The 20,341-nt window shown below is 64.4% G+C and carries 30 protein-coding genes and 1 pseudogene; 11 read left to right on the top strand and 20 right to left on the bottom strand.

Translation table 11 applies throughout. The annotated features are described in order from the left end of the window. Positions 1-2: 2 nt before the first annotated feature. From ASF16_RS10005 to ASF16_RS10080, 18 genes are all read right to left on the bottom strand, one after another. Entirely contained in the window at positions 3-365 is a 363-nt protein-coding gene (locus ASF16_RS10005; protein WP_056165874.1) for a hypothetical protein, read from the bottom strand. Further along, on the bottom strand, positions 355-600 hold the full coding sequence (locus ASF16_RS10010) for a hypothetical protein (protein WP_056165878.1): 246 nt from the start codon (positions 598-600) through the stop codon (positions 355-357). The genes ASF16_RS10005 and ASF16_RS10010 overlap by 11 nt, the downstream gene beginning before the upstream one ends. Next, positions 597-1,970 (bottom strand): hypothetical protein, encoded by a 1,374-nt coding sequence (locus ASF16_RS10015; RefSeq protein ID WP_056165881.1) that lies wholly within the window; start codon positions 1,968-1,970, stop codon positions 597-599. The genes ASF16_RS10010 and ASF16_RS10015 overlap by 4 nt, the downstream gene beginning before the upstream one ends. Positions 1,971-1,977: 7 nt before the next feature. Next, positions 1,978-2,229 carry a hypothetical protein gene (locus ASF16_RS10020; protein ID WP_056165884.1) on the bottom strand — a complete coding sequence of 84 codons (252 nt, stop codon included), beginning with the start codon at positions 2,227-2,229 and terminating at the stop codon, positions 1,978-1,980. Then, positions 2,226-4,604: a DNA cytosine methyltransferase gene (locus ASF16_RS10025; protein WP_056165886.1), complete on the bottom strand. Its 2,379-nt coding sequence runs from the start codon at positions 4,602-4,604 to the stop codon at positions 2,226-2,228. Before ASF16_RS10025 ends, ASF16_RS10020 begins: the two co-directional genes overlap by 4 nt. Further along, positions 4,601-5,737 carry a site-specific DNA-methyltransferase gene (locus ASF16_RS10030; RefSeq protein ID WP_235507321.1) on the bottom strand — a complete coding sequence of 379 codons (1,137 nt, stop codon included), beginning with the start codon at positions 5,735-5,737 and terminating at the stop codon, positions 4,601-4,603. Before ASF16_RS10030 ends, ASF16_RS10025 begins: the two co-directional genes overlap by 4 nt. Positions 5,738-5,802: 65 nt before the next feature. Continuing rightward, positions 5,803-6,339 carry a hypothetical protein gene (locus ASF16_RS10035; protein WP_056165891.1) on the bottom strand — a complete coding sequence of 179 codons (537 nt, stop codon included), beginning with the start codon at positions 6,337-6,339 and terminating at the stop codon, positions 5,803-5,805. Beyond that, positions 6,336-6,632 carry a hypothetical protein gene (locus ASF16_RS10040; RefSeq protein ID WP_056165892.1) on the bottom strand — a complete coding sequence of 99 codons (297 nt, stop codon included), beginning with the start codon at positions 6,630-6,632 and terminating at the stop codon, positions 6,336-6,338. The genes ASF16_RS10035 and ASF16_RS10040 overlap by 4 nt, the downstream gene beginning before the upstream one ends. Beyond that, positions 6,629-7,264, bottom strand: a complete 636-nt coding sequence (locus ASF16_RS10045; protein WP_056165896.1) for a hypothetical protein — start codon at positions 7,262-7,264, stop codon at positions 6,629-6,631. Before ASF16_RS10045 ends, ASF16_RS10040 begins: the two co-directional genes overlap by 4 nt. Before the next feature lie 2 nt (positions 7,265-7,266). Continuing rightward, a complete protein-coding gene (locus ASF16_RS10050; protein ID WP_056165899.1) occupies positions 7,267-7,494 on the bottom strand; it encodes a hypothetical protein in 228 nt (75 codons plus the stop codon). Between the two features lie 16 nt (positions 7,495-7,510). Continuing rightward, positions 7,511-7,963, bottom strand: coding sequence for a DUF6378 domain-containing protein (locus ASF16_RS10055; RefSeq protein WP_056165901.1), 453 nt, complete (start codon positions 7,961-7,963; stop codon positions 7,511-7,513). A 58-nt stretch (positions 7,964-8,021) separates the two neighbouring features. After that, positions 8,022-8,342, bottom strand: a complete 321-nt coding sequence (locus ASF16_RS10060; protein WP_162241067.1) for a hypothetical protein — start codon at positions 8,340-8,342, stop codon at positions 8,022-8,024. A gap of 50 nt (positions 8,343-8,392) precedes the next feature. Continuing rightward, on the bottom strand, positions 8,393-9,112 hold the full coding sequence (locus ASF16_RS10065) for a hypothetical protein (protein ID WP_056165908.1): 720 nt from the start codon (positions 9,110-9,112) through the stop codon (positions 8,393-8,395). Positions 9,113-9,157: 45 nt separating this feature from the next. After that, a complete protein-coding gene (locus ASF16_RS10070; protein WP_056165911.1) occupies positions 9,158-9,391 on the bottom strand; it encodes a hypothetical protein in 234 nt (77 codons plus the stop codon). Continuing rightward, complete coding sequence (locus ASF16_RS26965) at positions 9,388-9,522, bottom strand: hypothetical protein (RefSeq protein ID WP_255354947.1); 135 nt, start codon at positions 9,520-9,522, stop codon at positions 9,388-9,390. Before ASF16_RS26965 ends, ASF16_RS10070 begins: the two co-directional genes overlap by 4 nt. 11 nt (positions 9,523-9,533) lie before the next feature. Beyond that, on the bottom strand, positions 9,534-9,671 hold the full coding sequence (locus ASF16_RS26100) for a hypothetical protein (RefSeq protein ID WP_156372016.1): 138 nt from the start codon (positions 9,669-9,671) through the stop codon (positions 9,534-9,536). Next, complete coding sequence (locus ASF16_RS10075) at positions 9,668-10,324, bottom strand: hypothetical protein (RefSeq protein ID WP_056165914.1); 657 nt, start codon at positions 10,322-10,324, stop codon at positions 9,668-9,670. The genes ASF16_RS26100 and ASF16_RS10075 overlap by 4 nt, the downstream gene beginning before the upstream one ends. 772 nt (positions 10,325-11,096) lie before the next feature. Next, positions 11,097-11,606 carry a helix-turn-helix transcriptional regulator gene (locus ASF16_RS10080; protein ID WP_056165917.1) on the bottom strand — a complete coding sequence of 170 codons (510 nt, stop codon included), beginning with the start codon at positions 11,604-11,606 and terminating at the stop codon, positions 11,097-11,099. Positions 11,607-11,695: 89 nt separating this feature from the next. Here ASF16_RS10080 and ASF16_RS10085 point away from each other — a divergent pair, with 89 nt between their 5' ends. Continuing rightward, positions 11,696-11,983: a YdaS family helix-turn-helix protein gene (locus tag ASF16_RS10085; protein WP_056165920.1), complete on the top strand. Its 288-nt coding sequence runs from the start codon at positions 11,696-11,698 to the stop codon at positions 11,981-11,983. An 8-nt stretch (positions 11,984-11,991) separates the two neighbouring features. Here the strand turns inward: ASF16_RS10085 and ASF16_RS10090 are convergent, their stop codons facing one another. Both ASF16_RS10090 and ASF16_RS10095 read right to left on the bottom strand, forming a co-directional pair. Continuing rightward, the gene (locus tag ASF16_RS10090) at positions 11,992-12,360 is read right to left on the bottom strand and encodes a hypothetical protein (protein ID WP_056165923.1); all 369 of its coding nucleotides are present in this window, start codon (positions 12,358-12,360) and stop codon (positions 11,992-11,994) included. Between the two features lie 66 nt (positions 12,361-12,426). Then, positions 12,427-12,678, bottom strand: a complete 252-nt coding sequence (locus ASF16_RS10095) for a hypothetical protein (RefSeq protein ID WP_056165926.1) — start codon at positions 12,676-12,678, stop codon at positions 12,427-12,429. Between the two features lie 52 nt (positions 12,679-12,730). Between ASF16_RS10095 and ASF16_RS10100 the strand changes: the two genes are divergently transcribed. From ASF16_RS10100 to ASF16_RS10140, 10 genes and pseudogenes are all read left to right on the top strand, one after another. Beyond that, a complete protein-coding gene (locus ASF16_RS10100) occupies positions 12,731-13,234 on the top strand; it encodes a phage regulatory CII family protein (RefSeq protein WP_056165931.1) in 504 nt (167 codons plus the stop codon). Between the two features lie 101 nt (positions 13,235-13,335). Further along, the gene (locus tag ASF16_RS10105; RefSeq protein ID WP_235507322.1) at positions 13,336-14,034 is read left to right on the top strand and encodes a hypothetical protein; all 699 of its coding nucleotides are present in this window, start codon (positions 13,336-13,338) and stop codon (positions 14,032-14,034) included. A 38-nt stretch (positions 14,035-14,072) separates the two neighbouring features. Beyond that, a pseudogene (locus ASF16_RS26725) lies at positions 14,073-14,216 on the top strand (helix-turn-helix domain-containing protein); the annotation flags it as partial. 219 nt (positions 14,217-14,435) lie between these two features. Continuing rightward, on the top strand, positions 14,436-14,768 hold the full coding sequence (locus tag ASF16_RS26730) for a hypothetical protein (protein WP_056165937.1): 333 nt from the start codon (positions 14,436-14,438) through the stop codon (positions 14,766-14,768). Continuing rightward, positions 14,761-15,342, top strand: a complete 582-nt coding sequence (locus tag ASF16_RS10115; protein ID WP_200926886.1) for a hypothetical protein — start codon at positions 14,761-14,763, stop codon at positions 15,340-15,342. The genes ASF16_RS26730 and ASF16_RS10115 overlap by 8 nt, the downstream gene beginning before the upstream one ends. Before the next feature lie 215 nt (positions 15,343-15,557). After that, positions 15,558-16,103: a hypothetical protein gene (locus ASF16_RS10120; RefSeq protein WP_235507323.1), complete on the top strand. Its 546-nt coding sequence runs from the start codon at positions 15,558-15,560 to the stop codon at positions 16,101-16,103. A gap of 59 nt (positions 16,104-16,162) precedes the next feature. Next, positions 16,163-18,181, top strand: coding sequence for a phage terminase large subunit family protein (locus tag ASF16_RS10125; protein WP_235507335.1), 2,019 nt, complete (start codon positions 16,163-16,165; stop codon positions 18,179-18,181). Between the two features lie 3 nt (positions 18,182-18,184). Continuing rightward, positions 18,185-18,505, top strand: coding sequence for a helix-turn-helix domain-containing protein (locus ASF16_RS10130; RefSeq protein ID WP_056165949.1), 321 nt, complete (start codon positions 18,185-18,187; stop codon positions 18,503-18,505). Between the two features lie 45 nt (positions 18,506-18,550). After that, complete coding sequence (locus ASF16_RS10135; RefSeq protein ID WP_056165952.1) at positions 18,551-18,772, top strand: phage head-tail joining protein; 222 nt, start codon at positions 18,551-18,553, stop codon at positions 18,770-18,772. A 5-nt stretch (positions 18,773-18,777) separates the two neighbouring features. Next, positions 18,778-20,292: a phage portal protein gene (locus ASF16_RS10140; protein WP_056165953.1), complete on the top strand. Its 1,515-nt coding sequence runs from the start codon at positions 18,778-18,780 to the stop codon at positions 20,290-20,292. Positions 20,293-20,341: the final 49 nt, after the last annotated feature.

A 20,341-nucleotide genomic window follows, 5' to 3' on the forward strand; every position in this document is an offset into this window, starting at 1 on the left:
GGTCAGGTGCCTTCTGCCAGTGCGGCGGTGATGCGGTCGGCTTCGACCCAGGACAGCACCTGCTGGTGAATGGCGCGGTTCACCTGGTCGGCCGCGGCGGCGCTGGCTTCGCCTGGGGGCGACTCGCGCCAGTCGTTGATGGCCGACCAGATGGCTTCCCAGGGGGTGCGTTGGGTGGGCTGGGCGTCGGTGCCTTTGCGGGTCAGCTGGCCCCATTCCTTGGCGGCCACCACGTCCAGCTCGGTCAGCCGGTCGTAGGGGCCCATGCCCAGCGCCAGGCGGATGGGCTGGCCCACGGGGCTGCTGGCGCCCTGGTGGTGCCACAGCACCCAGAGCAGGGCGGCGCGGGTGGTGTCAGCTGCCATGGGTGTTGCCCTCCTTCCTTGTTACCGCGTACAGCGCCTCGCCGGCGGCTTTGACGTGCTCGGTCACACCATCCGGCAAGCGAATAAGGCGTGTTTGCTTTGGGCTGCCAGACTGGAATGCAGACAGCATTCCGATGAAGGCTTCCGCGCTCTCTGCCGCGATGGGCGCCACGCAGAATTGCCCGTCGATCTTCACGAAGACGCTGATGCCTTCCACTTTGTCCAGTGTGGTCATGGCGTTTCTCTCTTCGCGGCCAGGGCTGCGCGGATCAAGCGGGCGCACTCGCTGCGCTTGAGCGGGGGATGGATGTTTGCCATCTCGACCATGGCTGCGTCGATCATGGCAATTTCATCCTCCTGCACCCCGCTGTCCGCCGACCGGGCTTCGATGGCGGCTCGCAGTTCTTGCACCAGTGCCGCCGCAATGTGGGCTTGCGGGATGCCGCGTTGCTTGCCCTCGAAAGCATCCAACACAGAGAAGATATCGGGCGCTGGCTGGCTGTCCGCCTGGGCGGCTGGGGTGGGCGCGGCGGCGAGCAGGTTGTTCAACTCCTGAGCCAGCGTCTCCATGTTGTTGTGCATGTGCCGAGGCCCCATGCGTGTCGCTGTATCCGCGAACTGCGCCAGGCGCTGGATCTCGTCCAGCAGTCTCCGCCCCACAATTGCGCCAGCGGCTGGTGCCGTGGGGCGCGTCTCGGGAAACCGCTCGTGCAACCCGGCAAGTTCGGATTTCAATTGATCGCAGACTGCGCGCACCTCGGTTACCCCGGCTGGTGCCGCCTGTGCCGTGGGGCGGAGCAGTTCCTTGCAGGAAAGCACAGCGCGGGTCACGGTATTGATGTGCTGAGAGAGGTTCGCGGCCATGGCCTCTTGGCCCTCTGCCCGGCAACCAAGGAAGACCAGAGCCTCGCGCAACCGCTCGACGTTCACGCCGTCGATGTACCGGTCCGCCGCCCCGGCTGGTGCTTGCCCATGGGATGCGGCGCGGAGGGTTTGCGTGACGACGTTGGCAAACGGATCAAACCAGTGGGTCAAGAATTCGATCTTCCGATCTGACTCGTCGAAAACACACCAGTCTTGACCTGACTTGATAGGGGCGGCGAACCAAACATGGGACATACGGCCCATCCGGTCTCGGGCACCGATGTTGTTGGTTGCCAAGACGCGATCGGCCGTTTTTACTTTCTTGTCGTCAATGGCCGCACTAAGTGGCGGTTTTTTGTCCTTGAAGGAAAACCACTGACCTTGCGACAAAGATATCGTTGACACGACAGCGGGGGCGTGTTCGGTTTTTGCGGGTGCTGCATCAATCATTGCGACCCAGTGGTCGTACGGGCCTTGCATGACGGTCGCGCCTTCGCCGAAGTTCCTCAGAGAGTACTCTCGGTCGCCCAGCTCGGCGGCTTGCAACATCGCATCTGTGGGCTCTATCGGCACCAGCTTCCACCCGGCCTGCGCCACTGGTGCTGGTTGAGCGGCGCTGTAGCCAAGTTGGATCAGTCGGCACTCTTCATCGCTGGGTTTGCCGGTCTTCAGCAGGTCGCAGACTTGCTCGTAGCTGAGTGCGGGCTGGGCGTGTTCGCCTTGGGCGGGGGATGTGGTCATGAAATCCTCACTGGATGGGCCGCAGCGTTGCTGGCGTGCGCGGCATGTTTTTGCGGATGAATGCAGCTGTCCCCTCGAGGCGGTCGGCGGCTGGCTCGGAGCCCTCGGCCTGTGCCATCACAACCCCTGCCACGCTGCAGAGCTTCATGAGGTAGTTGCCTATGTTCTCGGGGGATTGCATGCGGCAGGCCGTCAGGTAGTCGCCGACAGCCTTCTTTGCCAGGTCCTCGGCCTCGGCTGGGGTCGCTGGGGTTTTCATGCCGCCACCCCGTAAATCAACGCCTCGTGCCCAAAGTTCGCCCGCACCAGCGCCTCGGCCATCGGTGGGCAGACGCTGTTGCCGCACATGCGGACCTGGGCGGTTGCCGTCAGGGGGATGCGGGGCACCTCCAGCGGGTGGGCGGCCTGCTTGCCGTCTTTGAACAGCAGCGCCGGGTCGGGGATTTCGTGGATCACGTAGTCCTCGGGGAAGCCTTGGGCGCGGAATAGTTCGCGTGGCTTGAGCATGCGCAGGGTGATGTCGACCAGCGCCCACCAGCTGCCGACGTGCCACATCAGCACCAGCTCGGCGGGCTCGGGGAAGTGTTCGGGCAGGTGGGTGTGCAGCAGCTCGGCGCACTGCCGGGCGCGGGCGCGCTGCTCTGGCGCCAGGCAGTCGGCATGCACCTGCACGGCCTGCACCAGACCCATGCGGCCCTTGGTGGGCAGGGTGTGCATGGGCTCGCCCAGGCCCTGCCACTGGCCGCCGCTGCTGTAGTACTTCACTGCGTAGGCGGTGATCAGGCGCTGGTTGCTGCCCGCGGCAGTGATGGTGGACACCGGTGCGTCAGCCGCGCGGCCGTCACCGTCGTAGAAGCCGCCGTTGGCTTGCTCGAGGCAGGCCGTTACCAGGGCGCTGGGGGTGCTGCTGGCTGTGACTGAGTTGAGTGGCGTCTCAATTGAACGTACACCGCTGCTCCACCGTTTGGCGCCGGTGCTGCAGCTTTCGCCGTGGCCCATGTCCACCAGGGTGGCGGCCACCACGGCTTGCTCGCCGCGGTGCGCGCCGGTGACGGTGCGCAGTGGTTCGGCCGGGCTGTGGCCGCTGCGCTCACCGTGGTGGGTTAGGTGCGTCAGATGCACGGCCGCCACGCCTTGCTTTACGCCACCGGCCACCGCGGTGCCCAGCGGGCCGCGTATGTCTTGGGTGCGGGCCTCCTGGCCGGGGCGCTCGCCGTAGCCGATGGTAACCAGGTGCGCGCCAGCCATGGCAAACGCGCCGCCCCCGGCGTGTAGGGTGCCCATCGGGTTGCTCAGGTCTGCGGTGCGTGATTCGCCTTCGCGACGTTGGCCGTGGGCCACTGGTATTAACGATGCGGCGGTGAGCGCGTGGTGCGTGCCGCTGGCGGCCACGGTGGAAAGCGGGCCCTGCACGTCGTGGCCGCCCAGGTGGGCCTCGGTAGTGCCGCGCAGCGGGGTGATGGTGGGCGCCACCAGCGAGAAGTGACCGCCCTTGACCTGGGCGCACTGCGTGCGCAGCGGCTCGGTAGCTGCCATGGTGCGCTGGTTGCTGGCGTTGGCGTGCTCGGTGAGGTAGGGCGTCAGCGCCGCGGTGGCAACGGCATGGTGTCCGCCAGTCGTCACCGTCGGCAGCGGACCCGACACAGGTGCGCCAGGGTGCCCGGTGGTGTTGGTCACTACCGTGGCGGCGCCGGTGCTCACGATGAATGGGTTGGCGCTGGTCAGCACGTGCCGCCACAGGCCCTTCGCCACTCGGCGCTGAGTGTTGGTGGCCAGGGCCTTCTTGCGGTCAAAGATGCTGGCGGCGTCCAGGCTGAAGTCGATGCACTCGGCCGCCGTGCGGTAGGGCGCCAGCTTGCCGGCCAGCACCTGTTTATTGTCCGGCGCGCCGTGGGTGGTTGCCGGGCGGGCGACGGTAGGGCGCCCATCGCGGCGGCCCACCATGAAGAACCGCTTGCGGATGGTGGGGGTGTTGTAGTCGCAGGCTTTGAGCTCGGCGCACTCCACGGTGTAGTGCAGGCCGTCGAGCGCCATGGAGAACTCGGCCTCGCTGAATGCCAGTGGGCCAGTGCACAGGGCTTCACGAGCGTCGGCAATCGATTCGTTCCCTTCGCGCTCGTCCAGGGGCACGCCAGTGGTGAGCATCTGCCGAAACAGGCGGAAGGTCTGGCCTTTCTTTGCCGGGTCGGGGTAGTCGTCGCCTTTCTCGTCCTGCATGAGGGGGCCCCAGGTCTGAAACTCTTCCACGTTCTCCAGCATGAAGCCGCGGGGTTTGGTGCGTACCACCCAGCGCACGCCGATCCAGGCCAGGCCGCGGATGTTCTTAGCCACCGGCGTGCCGCCTTTGGCCTTGCTGAAGTGCTTGCAGTCGGGCGACAACCACACCAGCCCCACAGGCTGGTTGCGCGTGACCTTGATGGGGTCCACATCCCACACCGATTCGCACAGGTGCAGCGTGTGCGGGTGGTTGATGGCGTGCATCGCCAGCGCCTCGGGGTCGTGGTTGATCGCGATGTCCACGGGACGGCCAAAGGCGCGCTCGAGCCCGGTGCTGGTGCCGCCACCGCCGGCGAAGTTGTCGATGATGAGTTCGCCGGGGAAAGCGAGGGGGAGGGTGAAGGCGTCGCGTTTCATGCGTGTTCCAGGCAAGGTTGTGCGAAAAGCGAGCCCTGCGCGATGGACTGTTCAACCCGTCGGCAGGCGATATCGAAATAGGCGGGTTCGCGCTCGATGCCGATGAACTGGAAGCCTTCGGGCAATGCTGCTTTGCCGGTGCTGCCGCTCCCCATGAAGGGGTCCAGCACAACACCGCCGGCGGGTGTCACCAGGCGCACGAGATAGGCCATCAGCGTGGTGGGCTTGACGGTGGGGTGGTGGTTGCCGTTGCGCGCTGCCGAGTAGGCGCGCTCGCGGTCGCCCATCGTGGCGTCTGTTCTGACCGCAGGCGCCGCGAAGCTCTCGAGCCCTTCGTTGCGGTCCTCGCGGCTGGCTTTGGCGCAATAGAAGAATCGGGCGGCGCTGGTGGTGGCGTCGCGGCGCATGCCGGGCTTCATCTTGAATCCGACTGCTCCGCCGTTAGCGCTGGCTGCGCTGGGTTCCTCTCCACGGCCTCGCTGCATGGCGCCGTAAACGTTTTGGTTGTCGCGCGGCGTGGTGCTGGTACTGGCTGCGACCAGTTGGCCTGGCGCGGCCGGAAACGCTTCGAGTACTTCGTCGCTGCCGTCATGCACGAGGTTGGCCGGCCATCGGCCCACGTACTCCTGCGCATCGCCCTGCGTGCCGCGCCGTGCGGCGGCCGTGCCCGGCGCGCCCAGGGCGTTGTTACTGCATGCCGCAAAGGACGTGAAGGCCGCTGTACGCGCCTCATCGCCCACTCGGCAGGCGGCTATGTTCAGGGCGCCGGTACCGTAGGCGCCCCAGTTCTCGGCCACGGTGCCATTCAAGGGCTTGCGCGCCAGGGTGATCGGTTCAAGCGCGGGTTTGAGGGCTGTGCCACCCCAGTCACCGTTGTGGGACTTGGGGAAGCCCGATCCGTACACCCAGGCGATCATGTCGCGGATTTCAAAACCGGCATCCTCGATGCGCACGGCCATGCGGTGCTGCGTGCGGGTGCCAGCAAACGCCAGCAGATGGCCGCCTGGCTTGAGCACGCGCAGGCACTCAGCCCACACGTCGACACTCGGAACGTCGTAGTCCCATCGCTTGCCCATGAAGCTGAGGCCGTACGGTGGATCGCACACCACGCTGTCGACAGTGTTGTCGGGCAAACCCTTCAACACATCCAGGCAATCACCCAGGTGCAGGGTTGCGTTTCCGATATGCGCGACCCGGCTCATGCTGCGCAAGCCTCCAGCGCCTGCACGGACGCGCCTGAGACGGGCCGCAGCGCCTGCTCCACGCTCGCCGTGCCCAGGTGGCCGCGCTGCAGCATGCGGTCCAGCTCCAGCGCGCCGGCGGCCAGGCTGTATTCGTGGAGCTGGGGCAGCAGGCGCTCGATGGCGGCCAGGCCGCTGGTGATGGACGCGCGCTGCTGCTCCAACGCGCTGGGGGTGGCGGCCACGTCTGCCAGGGCGTTGGCGGTGCCCAGCAGGATGCGCGCCTCTGGCGTGTCTCCCAGGCCGTGCAGGCCTGCGGCGTGCGCCACGGTGTACACCAGCCGGCCCATGGCGTCGGCCACCAGGGTGGCGTCGTTGCCGATGTAGGCCTGCAGGCCCGCGCGGGTGCGCAGCTGGCGCACTTCGTCCATGATGCGGGCGCGCACCAGGGCCTGGGCGATGCGGTTGTGCAGGATGTCGCTGTCGGCGTGTGCCCCGTTGCCGTAGCGCTGGCCGCGCTTGAACAGGGCTTCTCGTTTTTGCTGGCGGTTCATGGCTGGGTGACCTTTTCAATGCGTCCATCGGGGAAGTGCAGGCGGTTGCCCACGCGGCTGGGCAAGGCGAAGGCGGCAAAGCGTCCATCGGTCAGGCCGGGGTTGCGCTGCAGCTCGGGGCAGGTGTAGGAGCCGCCGCGCAGCATCTGGCTGCGCTCGCGCGCCTCGCGGGCGATGCGGGCCTGGTTGGCGCGTTCGCGGGCGGCGTTGGCGGCCAGGGTGGCGGCGCGTTTTTCGGCACTGGTCTGGTGGCGGGCTTCGTAGCTGCCGGGCTCTGGTGTGGGCAGTGTCATGCTGTCGCTCCCGGCATCTGTTGGCACTGGGCCGTCAGCAGCTCGTACCGCTGCAGGAAGGTGTCCCGGTGGTGCTTCCACGTCATGGCCTCGCGCACCGGGGTGTTGAGGCTGACTGCTTCAAGTGCAGGCACTTCGCGGCCCGGCCTGTCGATCACGTCCCAGAGCAGGTTTCGCGCAGCCTTGAAGGGCATCAGGTCGCGGCGTTCGGTGGCCAGGGCTGTCAGGTCGGCATGCTTGACCAGGTGGCGATAAGCCGTGTGCGCGGTCTGCAGGTGGTAGTGCTGGCGCACCAGCTTCGCCAGGGGGTTCTCGAACATGATCCAGGCGAGGTTGAGCACCCATTTCACGGGGCTGGCCGCGTCGCCTGTCATGCATTCGTGAGCGTCGTGCATCAGGCCCAGGCGCTGCACATGACAGTTGTGGCCCTGCGCGTCGAGGATGTCGGCTACCAGAATGCTGTGCTCTGCAACGCTGTAGGGGCGGGCGGCATGGCCCGTGAATCGGTTGATTTGCGCCAGGCTGTGGGCAATGACCTCAATGCGCGGGGCCTTGTTCTGCACAAGCAGCTGCAGGCCGTTGATGTGCTGGTCGGTGCCGTCGGCGGTGAGGATCCAGTGGGAGGGGGTCATGGTCAGAACAGGCTCAGGGTTTGGCCGGTGGCGACAGGGTGGGCCTGGTGCCGCGCTTTGAATTCAGCTTGCGTTTCGAAGATCTGGCGGCCGTGCTGGTCGCGCGCTGCAGTACCGTCAGGAAGACGCACCGCGACGTCCCAGGTCGAGAAGGGGTAGCCCATGGCGTCGCGCTTGCCAGCTGCGTCCATGGCATCGCTCCATGCGACCAGTTCGGTGGCGGTGGTCATGTCGACGTGTCTGGGCTCAGCTGACGGCGTGGGCGGCTTCGTCCTCTGCCGCTTCGTGGCCCAAGGCTGCATAGGCCGCGCCGTCGGTGTAGTCGTCAGCGTGGAACACGCCGTTGCGCGCGCTGGCGGCGGCGCGGGTGAGCTTCAGCGTCTGCATGAAGGCCCAGCCCTGGCGGGTGGTGAGGCTGGTGTCCTCGATGGCGTTGAACGCGGCGACGGTGGCGGCCATGCTGCGCTCCTGCGGGGTGACGGCGATGCCCTGCGTGCCGTCGCGCTGGTGGCCGCGGTGGTTGATGATTTCGGCGGCATCGCGCAGCACCTCTTGCGCCAGCTTGGGGCCGGTGCGGATGGATGCGACGTTGGACGCGGCTGCGACAGGCGCAGCGTGGCCGGGCAGGGCTTTGGCAATGGTGGTGCCGCGTGCTGCGGGCTTGGTGGCGGCGCGGCTGCGCTTGCTGGATGTGGACATGGTGGTTGCTTTCGCTGGGTTGTGTGGCTGGGCCACGGGTTGGGGTGGGTGGTGGCGGTCAGGCATGCGTTTCAGCCGCGGCACGCTCTGCTGGGGTGCGCTTGGGCATGTACTGCAGGCTGACGGCGGTGGCGCGCAGCTCGGGGCGTGGCGGGTGGGTGGCGCCGGTGTGCTGGTACACGCGGGTCAGGCGTGCATCGACAATGGCGCCGGGCTGCATGTCATTGGCGTGGGCCTTCCAAAACGCTTGCGCTTCGGGGCCTTCCCACCGCACGCGGTACACCTGTTTCATGTGCGTGCCCAGGCTGTCGATGAGCTGCAGGGTGAGCTGAAATGCGCCGTCCTCAGCCTTCGAGACTTCGGCTCGGGCTTTGCTCATGAACAGGGTGCCGGTGTGCTGCATGGTGGGCTCCTACCTGGGGTGGCGGGTCAGTCGTATTGAGCAGATGCGGCGCTGCGCACGTCGTCGTCATCCATGTCGATGTCGACCTTGGTGCGGCCGACATACATCGCCATGAGGGTGGTGTCGAATTCCCCGATGACGTCGGGGCGGCTGGCGGGGGTGACGTCTTTGCCGTCCATGCGAAGCGCGTACACGGCCCCGTAGTCGTTGACCGCAATGCGGTGCTGTGCCTGGTACTTGACGTCTTCGCGATCGCGCGTCTGGCTGTAGGGCCGTTTGTTCGGGTTCTCGTCGCTGTCGAGGTAAAGCCATCCACCCGTGCCATAGGTGGAGGGTTCCCAGTACGCGTAGAAGGCCTCGTGCGCTTCTTTGCTGAAGGCGTCGCGTGCAATCTTCAGCAGTTCTGAAATCTTGACTACAGCGGGCACGGAGGGCATGGCACTTTGCATGACCTTCGCCATGGCCGCGGCCACTGTTTCTTCGTTGGCGCCGCGCACGTGACTTGTGATGGCCTCGTTCAGTACGTGCTGAAACTTGGCGATATCGGAGGTGCGCAATCCGTGGGGCATTGCTTGTGCCAGCTGCACCTCCAGCTCCTTGCGGAACTCGCTGCGGTAGCCGGTGGCGCTGTCGATGGCTGACCTCAATGCATCGGCAATGGCTTTGTCGACCAGTGGCTGCAGGCGATCGGCTGCGCAGGCCTGGGCAATGATTCCGGGGAGATCCAGCTCAATATTGATGTTCATGGTTTTCTCGGTGGTATGAAATTGATAGCTGCTACCGCTTGCCCATCAAACGCTAGCGCCCATGTAGGCCGCCAGCAGGATGACGCACGTGAACAGCGCCAACACCAGCGCATAGCCGATCAGCTCCATGGCGGTGGGCGGGTCTTCGTCGGGCAGTTCGCAGGCCTGCGGGGTGGGACAGGCGGTGCGGCAGCGGCGGCACTCTTGGCAGCTGCACAGGTGCGGGCCGCGTGCGCGGGCGCGGCGCTCGGTGGTGGGGGTGTGGCTGGCGGTGTTCATCGCAGCCAGCCCGCCAAAACGGCCAGGGCCAGGCCCAGGACTGCGCCGATGACCATGCCGTTGCTCAGGCCCGCGCGGAACGCGGCGGCGGCTTCGTCGGCCACGCTAGGCAGCGGGGTGGGGGTGCGCATGCGCGGGCCGGTCATGGCAGCCTCCGCGCGCTGGTGGCGGGCAGGCCCAGGGCCAGGGCCTGGGCGATCGCGTCGCAGCCGCCGGTGGCCCAGATGCGGTGCGTGGTGGTGCCCACGCGCACGCCGTAGAGGTTGACGGCGCGGATCATGCTGGCGTTCGCACTTGGCGCAACAGGGCGTTGAAGTAGATCGCGCAGCGCTCGCCGTGCTCTGCCACCTCGGCTGCGCGGCACTCTTCGGCTGTCATGAAGTCGCTGGGGTCGTTGCGGTATTGCTGCTCCCAAGCGGTGAAGGCGGCGGCAAAGTCCTGCAACGTTGCGGGCGCACTATCCTGCGAAGCATTGCAACTGCAAAGGAGCCCGCCATGGGTGGTGTCAACTGTCTTCCCGACCCCTTCACCTTGTCCGATCGCTCGAACCCCAGCATCAAGCACGATGTGGAGCTTCTCGAAAAGAGCGGCGAGCTTTTCCTGCGTGTCTGGATTGGCGGTGTTCAGGCCGATATGGCTGTGGAGTGCCTCCTCACCAAGGCTCAGGCGGAACAGTTCGCGCGCGGCGCGGAGAAGCTGGCGACCCGACTGGATTTCTAGTGCCTGCGGGTGTTGGCGGTCTGCCAGCAGCGTGAGGCCGGTGTTGATGTAGCCCGCGCCATCGGGGCTGGGTGCGCGGTGGGTGAGCTTGCGGACCAGTGCGTGCGGTCCGTCCATGTCGATGGCGTCGACCAGCTCGCGGTCAGCGTCCGTCTCTGCCGTCAGGGTGAATTGTTGGCCCCGCTCGGCGTCGGGGTGGGTGGTGATCTGCATCGTTCCTCCAAGGCGCCGGGGTGGCGCGTGGAGGTAATTTACCTGCAGGTATATGTACGTGTCAATACCTGTGGGTATATGATTTGAACGGTGTGGCATTTACACTGCCACCACAACAGTTGAGGGGTGCTGCTATGTCGAGGGTGATTGACGTGGTGTTGGTGATAGCCCTTGCAGCGGCTGCATCGTCGGCCGCTGGACAGGTGCAATGTCGAATGCCAAATGGGGTTGTGATCACCCAGCAGCTTGGCGGCTGCCCGCGAGATGCGGTGCAAATTACGCCCGGCGGAGCAGCTACAGCGCAGGCCGTGACGGCAGCGCCGCCGCCAAGTCAGCAGCCTGTGGCGGCGCCTGTGGTTTCGGATGGGGCCGCAAAGGTGCCTGTTTCAGGCGCAAGCAATGACGGGCTTTCCATGCTGGCATGGATGCTCATCGTAGGCATCGGAACAGGCCTAGTTTTTGCAATCAAGGGCTCTGGTGGCACATCAGGCCCGGCTCGGTTCTGTACCACCTGTGGCCATGAAGGGGCGGCTAAAACGAAGACGCGCGGTTCTACGGCCGTGGAGCTTGTCCTCTGGCTGTGCTTGTTCTTGCCAGGTCTGATTTACTCGGTCTGGCGGCTTGCAAACAAGTACAAGACTTGCTCGCAATGTGGCGGCACCGCGCTTGTGCCCCCGAGCTCGCCAATTGCCGTGGCTACGAAGAAACGCTTGTCGGAATAGTTCTTTAGTCGCGAGGGCGACGCACGAACGGCAGCACGTTGCTGTGCCGCTTAAGCGGCGGAACTTTTCTGTTTGTTCATCTCGTTTTCCCATCGGGTGACCAGCACGTCGAGATGCTTGTCAATTTCCGAAAGGGCAGGAGGCATGCCTCGTGCGCCAAAGTGTTGGCGAAGGCGACTCATCCGTTGATAGGTCACGATGGTGAATGGCCAGTCCACGGGCTCCCGTTTGCGTTGCGCGTCTTCGAGATTTGCTTCGGCGGTTAAGGTCGTTCTGCCTGGTGGGCTGCCAGATGCGTAAGGCGAAGTGTTTTTTCCCGCACCGGGTAGATCTGTGCCCAGCGGGGCGTCGAACCACCCCGGGGACAAGTCAAACGCCATCCCGATCTTGCGCATGGTGAGCGCGCCCAGATTCTTCCGACCAGGCTTATCCAGTGGATACAGCAGCCGCGAAAGATAGTCGGCAGTGACGTCGGCACGCTCCGCAAAGGCTGCCTGTGTCAGACCAGTGCTGGCGAGTAGTTCCTGCAGGCGAAGGCGCCAGTGTTCCGTAAAGCTCATTGAGCGCCGATTCTGCAAGTCAGATACCGCTGGGTAAATGTGCTGTAGGTATTGCTTTGTATGTTTACCTGCAGGTATAGTGCGGTGTCATGAAGCCCCTTCTGGATTACCTCAACAGCCTGCCCGTGGCTGAGCAAGCCACGTTTGCCCAGCGCTGCGGCACCACCGTGGGATACCTGCGCAAGGCAGTGTCTGTTGGTCAGCGTCTGAAAGCAGAGGTCTGTATCAACATCGAGCGCGAGTCCGCTGGACGTGTGATGTGTGAATTCTTGCGGCCAGAGGTCGATTGGCGGTATCTGCGCGAGACTGGAAAAGATGGGGCGCAATGTGCGCAAGCGCCAGCAGCTATCAATTCCGAAGCTATGGAGGTGATTTGATGTTGCGCTTAGTGAGCTTGACCACCGCTGTCGCTGAGGAGGTCGGAATTCCCATCCAGATTGGCATTGAACCAGTCCTTCAGCAGCAGCGCGTTGGTCATGGGGAGGTTGAACGCCAGCCACCCGAAGCCGCTGCTGCGCGCCCAGACTCGCACCCGACCATCGCGCAGCCTGATTGCCATCATCGAGGGGTCGTCTTCCATGGTGATGATGGTGTCCAAAGTTGAGGGGTCTCCCATTCCCGGGCGCGTCTGCGAGACCGCGGGCAGTTTCTTTGATCGCACCTCGGCAAGGGCAGAGATCAATTTGTCGAGTGCGTCCGCATCCATTTCCTCGGCGATGGACAACATTGCGTTGAGCGCTTGTTCTTCGGTCATGTCCGCCCTCCTTGGCGTTGGTTGTGTAGGAGCACCCATCGTATGCCAAGGGCGGGCGGGCGCCCGTCATTGCGCTACCTGCGCGGTGAGTGCGCCCAGCGCAGCCACCGTGCCTGCCGGCACGCAGCACGTCGCCACCATGCGGCCTATGGCCGTTTCCATCCAGCGCCCAAAGGCGTCTGCGTCCATGGCGCCCTGTGCGTCCAGCACGAACACCAGGTTTTGCACCAGCAGCTCCAGCGCGGCGACGCGTTGGGGCAGGGCGGTGCTGTCTTCATTTGTGGCCGCTTCAGCGCGGCTGGGGGTGTGATTTGTCATGAGGGCTACTGTCTCAATTCCGAACCACCTTGCCTATGTCGGCGGCGAGGCCGTGCCCGACAGACCCCCGGCGGGGCAGGACATCGTGGATGTGATCTATCACACGGTGCACGGCTACACCGAGGGCACGGCGGTGCTGGCTGTGCACATGGGCATTCCGCTGGAGACGTTGCGCCAGAAGGCGAACAAGAACAACACGCAGCACGTGTTTCACCCGCGCCAATTGCTGGACCTGATGTACTTCACGGGCAATGTGGCGGTGCTGCATGCCATGGCAGAGCACCTGGGCTATGTGGTGAACAGGGCCACGCCGGACCAGTCGGACGGCGATGTGATCGAGGCCTTCATGCGTGTGCAGACGGACTTTGCCGGGCTGGTGCGCGCTGTAGGTGAGCCGTTGGCGCGTGTGCAGGCTGAGCCCACCAGGCAGGTGACGGCCAATGAAATGCGCCGGGCCGAGTATCAGGCGCAGGAGGTGCACGCCAGTGTGGGATTTCTGCTGGCTTCTCTGCGTGGCGCGATGCGCCAGGCCCCTGACGAAGGGGGCGCGCCGTGAGTGGGGTTGATCTGAGTTTGGTGATTCGGAACCAAGAGTTGGCAGTCGAATTGCTTGGCAAGTTGTCAGGCAGGCAGGCCCGAACGGCCTATGCGTTAGCCATGAATGACACCGGCTTTCAAGGTCGGCGTGCAATGCAGCGTGAGCTGACGGATGAGTTTGACCGGGTGACGCCGTTTGTGCGCAGCAGTCCAAAGGTGTTCACTGCAACGGCCGATGACCTCAGTGTGTCGATTGCGCCGACGCTGCACACCAAGCGCCTGGGCACGACGGGCGGCAAGGTGGGTGTCGACCCGCAGGATGTGCTGCAGGCCCAAGAGTTTGGGGGGCGACGCATGGACAAGCGCAGCGAGGTCGCGCTGCGGCGCGCGGGTATCTTGCCGAACGGATTTCAGACAGCGCTGCCCGAAAACCCATACCCCGGCAGTGATGACGGGCGAGGCAACATCCGTGGGGCGTTCGTCGCACAGTTAATCAGCTATCTGCAGGCCAGCTCGGAGCAGGGCTACCGGGCCAACATGACGGATAAGCGTCGCAAGCAGATTCACAAGGGCACGGCCAAGACGACCGGGCGCCGCTATTTTGTGAGCTACGGGCGTCTTCGAGGGCATCACCTCGCTATGGGTGTATGGGCAGCGTCGGGCACGCACGGTAGCGATGTGCGACCGGTGCTCATGTTCGTGCGCAGGCCTATGTACAAGCCGCGGATCAGCATGGAGCGTGTGGCTCGAGGAGCTGGGCTGCAGGATTACCTGGACCGGCGTGTGCGGTTTCGTTTGCGGGAGGCTTTGGGGGTATGAGCACCGTAATCATGGGCGCCTGCTGGCCGTTGGGTGGCATGTCGCCCGCACAGAAGGCAGTACTCATTTCATTGGCCGACCAATCGAACGATGACGGGTATTGCTGGCCGTCGATCAAAACGATATCGGTCCGTACCTGCCTGTCTGAACGAGCCGTGCAGGGCGCCATTCGGTGGCTTTGCGAGGCTGGAGTGCTGCGGTCGAGTGAACGCAGCGGTACGTCTACTGTGTACCAGATCACCCCCGCAGCATATGCACCCCCGCAGGAAATGCACCCCGCAGCAAATGCACCCCAGGGTGCAGCAAATGCACCCCCACCCCCGCAGATGCTGCACCCCACCCCCGCAGCAGATGCACCCCACCCCCGCAGATCCTGCACCCAAACCATCAGTGAACCATCAATGAACCTAAAACCAAAGAAGGTACCGCGCGAGTCCGCGCAATCCTTTGAGGTGCCGGACTGGATCAACCGGCAGCACTGGGATGCGTGGCATTCGTGCCTGAAGCGAAAGAAAGCCACCGCTGAGCAAAAGCAGCTGGCGGTGGACAAGCTGGCTGCCTGGCGAGATGAGGGCGTTGACTACGCCAAGGCGCTGGAGAGTGCGGCTATCGCGGGGTGGCAAGGGTTGTTCAAGCCTGATGTGGCGGGGGGGGCGCGGCAACGCGGGGCGCCGAATCAGAACAAACACGCGGCTGCACACGCGGCGCTTTTCGAGGGGGTGATGAATGGTTGACCTTGCAACGCTCGCTGAGCAGACCGTTCGTCAAGTTGCTCAGCAACAGCAGCGCGCTGAATCGCCGCTGGTGCGCAAGCTGTTCCTTGTGATGCACGGGGCGTACGGCAACCTGTTCGTTTCCAAGTTCGCCACTGGCGAGGTCGATGGGGCGGGCAAGGACAAGGGTATACGGGCGGCCATGATGGTGTGGGATGCGGCTCTGGCTCGGTTCGAGCCTGGTGTAGTCGAGCTGGCCGCAGGCCGCATCAGGCATGCGCACCCTGACTTCCCGCCGAACCTCCCCCAGTTCGAGAAGCTGTGCGAGGCAGCCGCACCACGCAAGACCCACGCAGAGGTTGAGGGTTTGCCTCGCCTGCCTGCGCCTAGGTTCGAGCCGATCAAGGTTTCGATTGCGGCTATGGGTGACGGCGTGGACTGGGCTCGTGTGATCGTTGCGCGCGCCAAAGCCGGTGATCGCACGGTGTCTCGTGGTGCGCGTGACCATGCGATTGCAGCTCTGCACAAAGTGCCGATGAGTGTTGATCGACGTGCTGAGTGTGCAGGTCAGGTCGAAGGGGCAGGCGATGCGTAGCGCCATTGCAACGCATCGATCTGCACCAGCTCGGTGCATCGAAGGTGTTGCGACGATGCAACAAACCCCCTCCCTCAACGGGTCCTCCCGGGGAGCCTCCAGTGCGGGTAATTCGCACCGTGCTCTCGGACTGTTGCGCAACCCTCCTAAGGGGGTTAAGTGAAGATGGCTGCTGTGTTCAATGCTTCATTTTTTGTAGCGTTCGGGGGTGCCGCGTGAAGGTGATCCCTGTCCTTGAGCAGCAGATTTCACAGGCTGAGTTCGCCGCGATGGTCGGTCTGAGCGAGGCTCGCGTGTCGCAGCTGGTCGGCGACGGGGTGATCGTGCGTGGTGACACGGCGCAGGAGTGGCTGGTGGCGTACTGCGAACGTCTGCGCGACCAGGCTGCAGGCCGCGCTGGCTCGGAGGTGGGCGGCCTGGACCTGGTGCAGGAGCGGGCCGCCCTGGCGCGTGAGCAGCGTATCGGGCAGTCCATCAAGAACGGGGTGGCACGCAAGGAGTTCGGCCCTGTGGGTCTGTTGGCTGACGTGCTGGGCACGGCATCCAGTGCCGTGGTGGATCGCTTCGACCATCTGGAGGGCGTGCTGGCGAAGTCCTGCCCGGATCTGCCAGAAGAAGCGAAGACGGCCGTGTTGACGGTGATCGCCGATGCCCGCAATGAGTGGATCAAATCCACGGCGCAGCTGGTCGATGCCGCGGTCGATGAGATGCTGACCGCTGACGATGGTGAGACTGAAGACATGGAGGCCATGCAGCCATGACCACCGTGTTGCCTGCTGTCCACCCTGACACTGCCGCCGCCATCAAGGCCGCAGTGCGCATGGGCTTGGCAAGCCTGCGGGCCGAGGCGCCGCAGCGGCTGGGGGACTGGGCGCAGGAGCATTTCAAACTGGCGGGCGAGAGCAGCCACAAGAAAGGCGCCTGGGTGGCGTGGCCGTTTCAGGTCGGCATGCTGGACATGATGAGCGACGACAGGATTGAAGAACTGTCGATCATGAAGTCCAAGCGCGTGGGCTACACCAAGATGGTCACCGCTTTCATTTGCTACAACATCGCGCACCGCCGCCGCAAACAGGCACTGTGGCAGCCCACCGACGACGACCGCGACAGCTACGTCAAGAGCGAGATCGACCCGCTGCTGGACCCTATCTCGGGCGTGCCGTCCGTCCATGCCGCGCGCAAGGCAGGCAAGGGAACCAGCCAGGAAACCGTCAAGTACAAGCCGTTTCGGGATAGTGTGCTGCACCTGTTGGGTGGCAAGGCAGCGCGCGCATATCGGCGCATCACCGTGGCCGTGGTGATCCTGGATGAGTGGTCTGCATTCGACCAGTCAGTCGAAAAACGCGGCTCGCCCGACGAATTGGCGAAGGGCCGTCTCGAAGGCGCTGCGTACCCCAAGTTTGTCGGCGGATCCACCCCCGGCACGAAAGGGCTGTGCCACGTAGAACGCGGCATCGGCGACGCTGAAGGCCGGGTGCGATTTCACATCGACTGCCCACGCTGCGGCCTGGACCACCCGCTGATTTGGGGCGGCAAGAAAGTTGCGCACGGGTTCAAGTGGGATCGCGGCAACCCGGCCAGCGTGCGCCACGTCTGCCCCCATTGTCGGGAGGCCATCACCCAGGCTGACTACCTGCCCGGCGGTGTGCCCTTGTCCGGCGCCTGGGTGTGTGATCGGACCGGCAAACGCCTCGGCCCAGACCGCATCTGGCGCGACTCTGCCGGCATGCCCTGCCGTCCGCCTCGCACTCTGGGCCTGCACGTGTGGGCGGCGTACAGCCCGCAGCGCGCCTGGTCACACATCATTGAGAAGTTCGAAGGGGCGGTGAAGGCGAAGGATCTGGGCGACGTGGCCCCACTTCAGACCTTCGTCAACGAAACCCTGGGTGAAACCTGGGAGCTCGCAGGCGAGCGCACCGACGAGCACGCCCTGCAGGCCCGGGCAGAGCCCTACAAACTGTGCACCGTGCCCAAGGGTGGCCTGTACCTGACCGCTGGGGTGGACGTGCAGCGCAACCGCTGGGAAATCACCGTGTACGCCTGGGGCCGCGGTATGGAGTCCTGGGTGGTCGACGTGATCGTGATCGAGGGGAACCCCGCGGTCGATGAAGAGTGGGACGCCGTCACCCAGCAGCTGCAGCGCCGGTACAGCCAGGAATGGCACGGTGGCAGCCTGGGCATCAGCGCCACCAGCATCGACTCGTCTGACCAGACGCAGGCCGTCTACAACTGGGTGACTAAGGCGCAGCACGTGCTGCCCAACTTGCGCGCTATCAAGGGCGACGGCAACGAGTCCGTGAACATCCTCGGCGCCAGCAGCCTGCAGGAGGTGAACTGGCGCGGCAAAAAGGTTACGCGCGGGGTCAAGCTGTGGCGCGTGGGCGTCGATGCTGCCAAGGACTTGCTGCTGGGCCAACTCGCCATCCAGAACCCGGGCCCCGGGTACGTCCACTTCAGCGACGAGCTGTCCCGGGAGTTCTATGAACAGCTCACCGCCGAGCAGCGCGTGCTGGCCAAGGTCAACGGCCGCGACGCGTACCGGTGGGTAAAGCGCCGTCCCCGCAATGAGCAGCTCGATAACCGCAACTATGCAATTCATGCGGCGATGGCGCAGCGGATGCATAAGTGGACCGATATGGAGTGGAGCCGGCTGGAGGACGCGGTGCAGCCGCCCGCAGATCTATTCAGCCAGCCCGTGCAGATTGTGGTTGAGGCAGCTCCGACCGATCCAACAGCAACTGAAGATGGCTATAAAAAAGATAGCAATCCAGTGCAGCAGATGCAGGCTTCATCAACTCCGCGTGCGCCTGCTCGTAAACCTCTTTCTCGCAACTGGTAGCCCATGACCCAGCCACACCCCACCCCCAAGGAACTGCAGGCACTGCTGGCGGACCAACCCGATTTGGTGGACCGCATCTTTGAATACCTACTAGCCGAGTTCCCCCAGCTCGCTGGCGACGCTGGCCGCTTGCAGAAGGCGCAAACCGCGGTGCGCGCTGAGTTCGCTGGGGAAGAGGTCTACATCCAAAAGCGCTCCAGCCGTGACCTTGCCAGCGAGGTGCTGCGCCACTTCAACGGGCGCAATGCCTCTGAGGTGGCACGACGCCTCGGCGTCTCGCGTCGCACGGTGTATCGATACCTGAAGCAGCCTGGAAAAGAGTGACAGTTTTTCCGGGAAATGTCACACCTATCTCGGTAGCGTGCGGGAATGAGCACGCCCGAACAACAGCAGCGCCTTGCGCTCCTCAATGCCGCCATCCACTCTGGTGAGCGCACTATCACCGACGCCAAAGGCGCCTCCGTCACCTACCGCAGCCTCGATGAAATGATGGTTGCGCGGCGTGATCTGGAGGCGCAGATGGCGCCCGTAGGTACGCGGCGCCGGGCCATGGTGGCTCGCGCCACATTCACCACCCTGCGCGGAGGCTAAACACCATGGCAGGCAAGAAGCAAAAGCGGGCAGCGCCCACCTGGCTGGATCGCACCATCGGCTGGATCAGCCCGCGCGCAGGCCTGCGCAGAGCCAGTGCTCGTGAAATGCTTGGCCGAGCGTACGAAGGTGCCAGCCGCGCTGACGGATGGCGCCCTCGACGTGCTGGTGCCAGTGCACACGCCGACTATTTGGCCGACGCGCGTGAGCTGCGACACCGCGCCCGCGCACTGGCCAGCAACGTCCCGGTGATCGCCCAGGCCGTCAATGTCATGGTGTCCTGCACCATCGGTACGGGCATCGTGCCGCGGTGGGTCAACGACCTGGACGGACGCGTTGCAAAGCGCTGGAAGGACTGGGGCAAGCTGGCTGACTATGACGGCCTGCTTGACATCAACGGTCTCCAGGGCAAGGCCTGGGGAACCATGAAGGTGGATGGTGAGGTGCTGGCGCGTTTCCGCGAGCGGCGCATCGGCCCTACCGTGGTGCCGTTGCAGATCCAACTGCTGGAGATTGACTGGCTCGATGTGGAGCGCTGTGAGGTGCGCGGCACCAGCGAAGTGATCGCGGGTATTGAGTACGACAAGCGAGGGGCGCGGGTGGCCTATTGGCTTTTTGATCGCCATCCCGGGGACGTGGGCCTGCGTACTGCGCTGCGCGAAAGTCAGCGAGTTCCAGCGGACGAAATCATTCACCTTTTCAACCCAGCCCGGCCAGGCCAACAGGCTGGCATTTCGGCCTTGGCCCCAGTCATTCCCACCGTGCGCGACCTGCAGGTGTACGAAGATGCAGAGCAAGCCCGCAAGAATCTTGAAGCACGCATGGGCGCCATCGGGGAGTGGGATGAGTCGCTGCTCGATGGTGTGAAGGTTCCTGAGAATCTCAATGGCGCGGGATCTGTCCCTGCAATGCTGGACCTGGGCGAGCTTGCAGGCGGGGGCATTGTGGGTCTGCCACCGGGCATGCGCAACCCGACTTTCGTGCAGCCTACGGCCGCGCCTGGCTACGTGGACTATGTCAAGCATCGGCAAAAGATCATCGCTGCTGGCATGGGTGTGCCGTATGAGTTCGTCACCGGCGACATGAGCGAGGTGAACTTCAGCAGCTCGCGCGTTCGCACCAACCAATACAAGCGGGACGTGGAGCGTGAGCAGTGGACGCTGATGGTCCCCATGTTCTGTGATCGCATTTCTACGCGATGGCTGTCGCTTATGGACCTGGTGGGATCTCCAGCGCCGCCTGATGTCTACCCAGACTGGACCACGCCCAAATGGGCCAGCGTGAACCCCGTGCAGGACGTGGCTGCCGACCTCTCCGAGATAAAGGGGGGTCTTTCGTCCATCAGCGAAAAGATTCGCCAGCGCGGATACGACCCTGAACTGGTCCACGCTGAACTTAAAAGCGATCTTGAGCGATTGAAAAACGATGGCACCCTGCCCCTGCTGGCCGCGTTGCTCGGTGCTCAGAACCCGCTCGACCTGTTGGCAAGTCTCGGGGGCGAGAAAGACGGCCAAAAATAGTGACAGTTTTTCCGGGAAATGGCACAGCTAAACCGGAACACTGCGGCCC

The sequence above is a fragment of the Acidovorax sp. Leaf78 genome (genome assembly GCF_001422735.1).
Classification (GTDB): Bacteria; Pseudomonadota; Gammaproteobacteria; order Burkholderiales; family Burkholderiaceae_C; genus Acidovorax.

Bases quoted from the DNA above. Each gene is read 5' to 3' on its own strand.
- ASF16_RS10055 (WP_056165901.1), bottom strand. From the start codon at position 7,963: ATGTCCACATCCAGCAAGCGCAGCCGCGCCGCCACCAAGCCCGCAGCA.
- ASF16_RS10085 (WP_056165920.1), top strand. From the start codon at position 11,696: ATGAAGCCCCTTCTGGATTACCTCAACAGCCTGCCCGTGGCTGAGCAA.
- ASF16_RS10105 (WP_235507322.1), top strand. From the start codon at position 13,336: ATGAATGACACCGGCTTTCAAGGTCGGCGTGCAATGCAGCGTGAGCTG.
- ASF16_RS10015 (WP_056165881.1), bottom strand. From the start codon at position 1,970: ATGACCACATCCCCCGCCCAAGGCGAACACGCCCAGCCCGCACTCAGC.
- ASF16_RS10010 (WP_056165878.1), bottom strand. From the start codon at position 600: ATGACCACACTGGACAAAGTGGAAGGCATCAGCGTCTTCGTGAAGATC.
- ASF16_RS10025 (WP_056165886.1), bottom strand. From the start codon at position 4,604: ATGAAACGCGACGCCTTCACCCTCCCCCTCGCTTTCCCCGGCGAACTC.
- ASF16_RS10130 (WP_056165949.1), top strand. From the start codon at position 18,185: ATGACCCAGCCACACCCCACCCCCAAGGAACTGCAGGCACTGCTGGCG.
- ASF16_RS26100 (WP_156372016.1), bottom strand. From the start codon at position 9,671: ATGATCCGCGCCGTCAACCTCTACGGCGTGCGCGTGGGCACCACCACG.
- ASF16_RS26965 (WP_255354947.1), bottom strand. From the start codon at position 9,522: ATGCGCACCCCCACCCCGCTGCCTAGCGTGGCCGACGAAGCCGCCGCC.
- ASF16_RS10045 (WP_056165896.1), bottom strand. From the start codon at position 7,264: ATGACCCCCTCCCACTGGATCCTCACCGCCGACGGCACCGACCAGCAC.
- ASF16_RS10040 (WP_056165892.1), bottom strand. From the start codon at position 6,632: ATGACACTGCCCACACCAGAGCCCGGCAGCTACGAAGCCCGCCACCAG.
- ASF16_RS26730 (WP_056165937.1), top strand. From the start codon at position 14,436: ATGAACCTAAAACCAAAGAAGGTACCGCGCGAGTCCGCGCAATCCTTT.
- ASF16_RS10090 (WP_056165923.1), bottom strand. From the start codon at position 12,360: ATGACCGAAGAACAAGCGCTCAACGCAATGTTGTCCATCGCCGAGGAA.
- ASF16_RS10005 (WP_056165874.1), bottom strand. From the start codon at position 365: ATGGCAGCTGACACCACCCGCGCCGCCCTGCTCTGGGTGCTGTGGCAC.
- ASF16_RS10125 (WP_235507335.1), top strand. From the start codon at position 16,163: ATGGGCTTGGCAAGCCTGCGGGCCGAGGCGCCGCAGCGGCTGGGGGAC.
- ASF16_RS10135 (WP_056165952.1), top strand. From the start codon at position 18,551: ATGAGCACGCCCGAACAACAGCAGCGCCTTGCGCTCCTCAATGCCGCC.
- ASF16_RS10020 (WP_056165884.1), bottom strand. From the start codon at position 2,229: ATGAAAACCCCAGCGACCCCAGCCGAGGCCGAGGACCTGGCAAAGAAG.
- ASF16_RS10060 (WP_162241067.1), bottom strand. From the start codon at position 8,342: ATGAGCAAAGCCCGAGCCGAAGTCTCGAAGGCTGAGGACGGCGCATTT.
- ASF16_RS10075 (WP_056165914.1), bottom strand. From the start codon at position 10,324: ATGCAGATCACCACCCACCCCGACGCCGAGCGGGGCCAACAATTCACC.
- ASF16_RS10115 (WP_200926886.1), top strand. From the start codon at position 14,761: ATGGTTGACCTTGCAACGCTCGCTGAGCAGACCGTTCGTCAAGTTGCT.
- ASF16_RS10065 (WP_056165908.1), bottom strand. From the start codon at position 9,112: ATGAACATCAATATTGAGCTGGATCTCCCCGGAATCATTGCCCAGGCC.
- ASF16_RS10095 (WP_056165926.1), bottom strand. From the start codon at position 12,678: ATGACAAATCACACCCCCAGCCGCGCTGAAGCGGCCACAAATGAAGAC.
- ASF16_RS10140 (WP_056165953.1), top strand. From the start codon at position 18,778: ATGGCAGGCAAGAAGCAAAAGCGGGCAGCGCCCACCTGGCTGGATCGC.
- ASF16_RS10035 (WP_056165891.1), bottom strand. From the start codon at position 6,339: ATGAACCGCCAGCAAAAACGAGAAGCCCTGTTCAAGCGCGGCCAGCGC.
- ASF16_RS10080 (WP_056165917.1), bottom strand. From the start codon at position 11,606: ATGAGCTTTACGGAACACTGGCGCCTTCGCCTGCAGGAACTACTCGCC.
- ASF16_RS10070 (WP_056165911.1), bottom strand. From the start codon at position 9,391: ATGAACACCGCCAGCCACACCCCCACCACCGAGCGCCGCGCCCGCGCA.
- ASF16_RS10050 (WP_056165899.1), bottom strand. From the start codon at position 7,494: ATGACCACCGCCACCGAACTGGTCGCATGGAGCGATGCCATGGACGCA.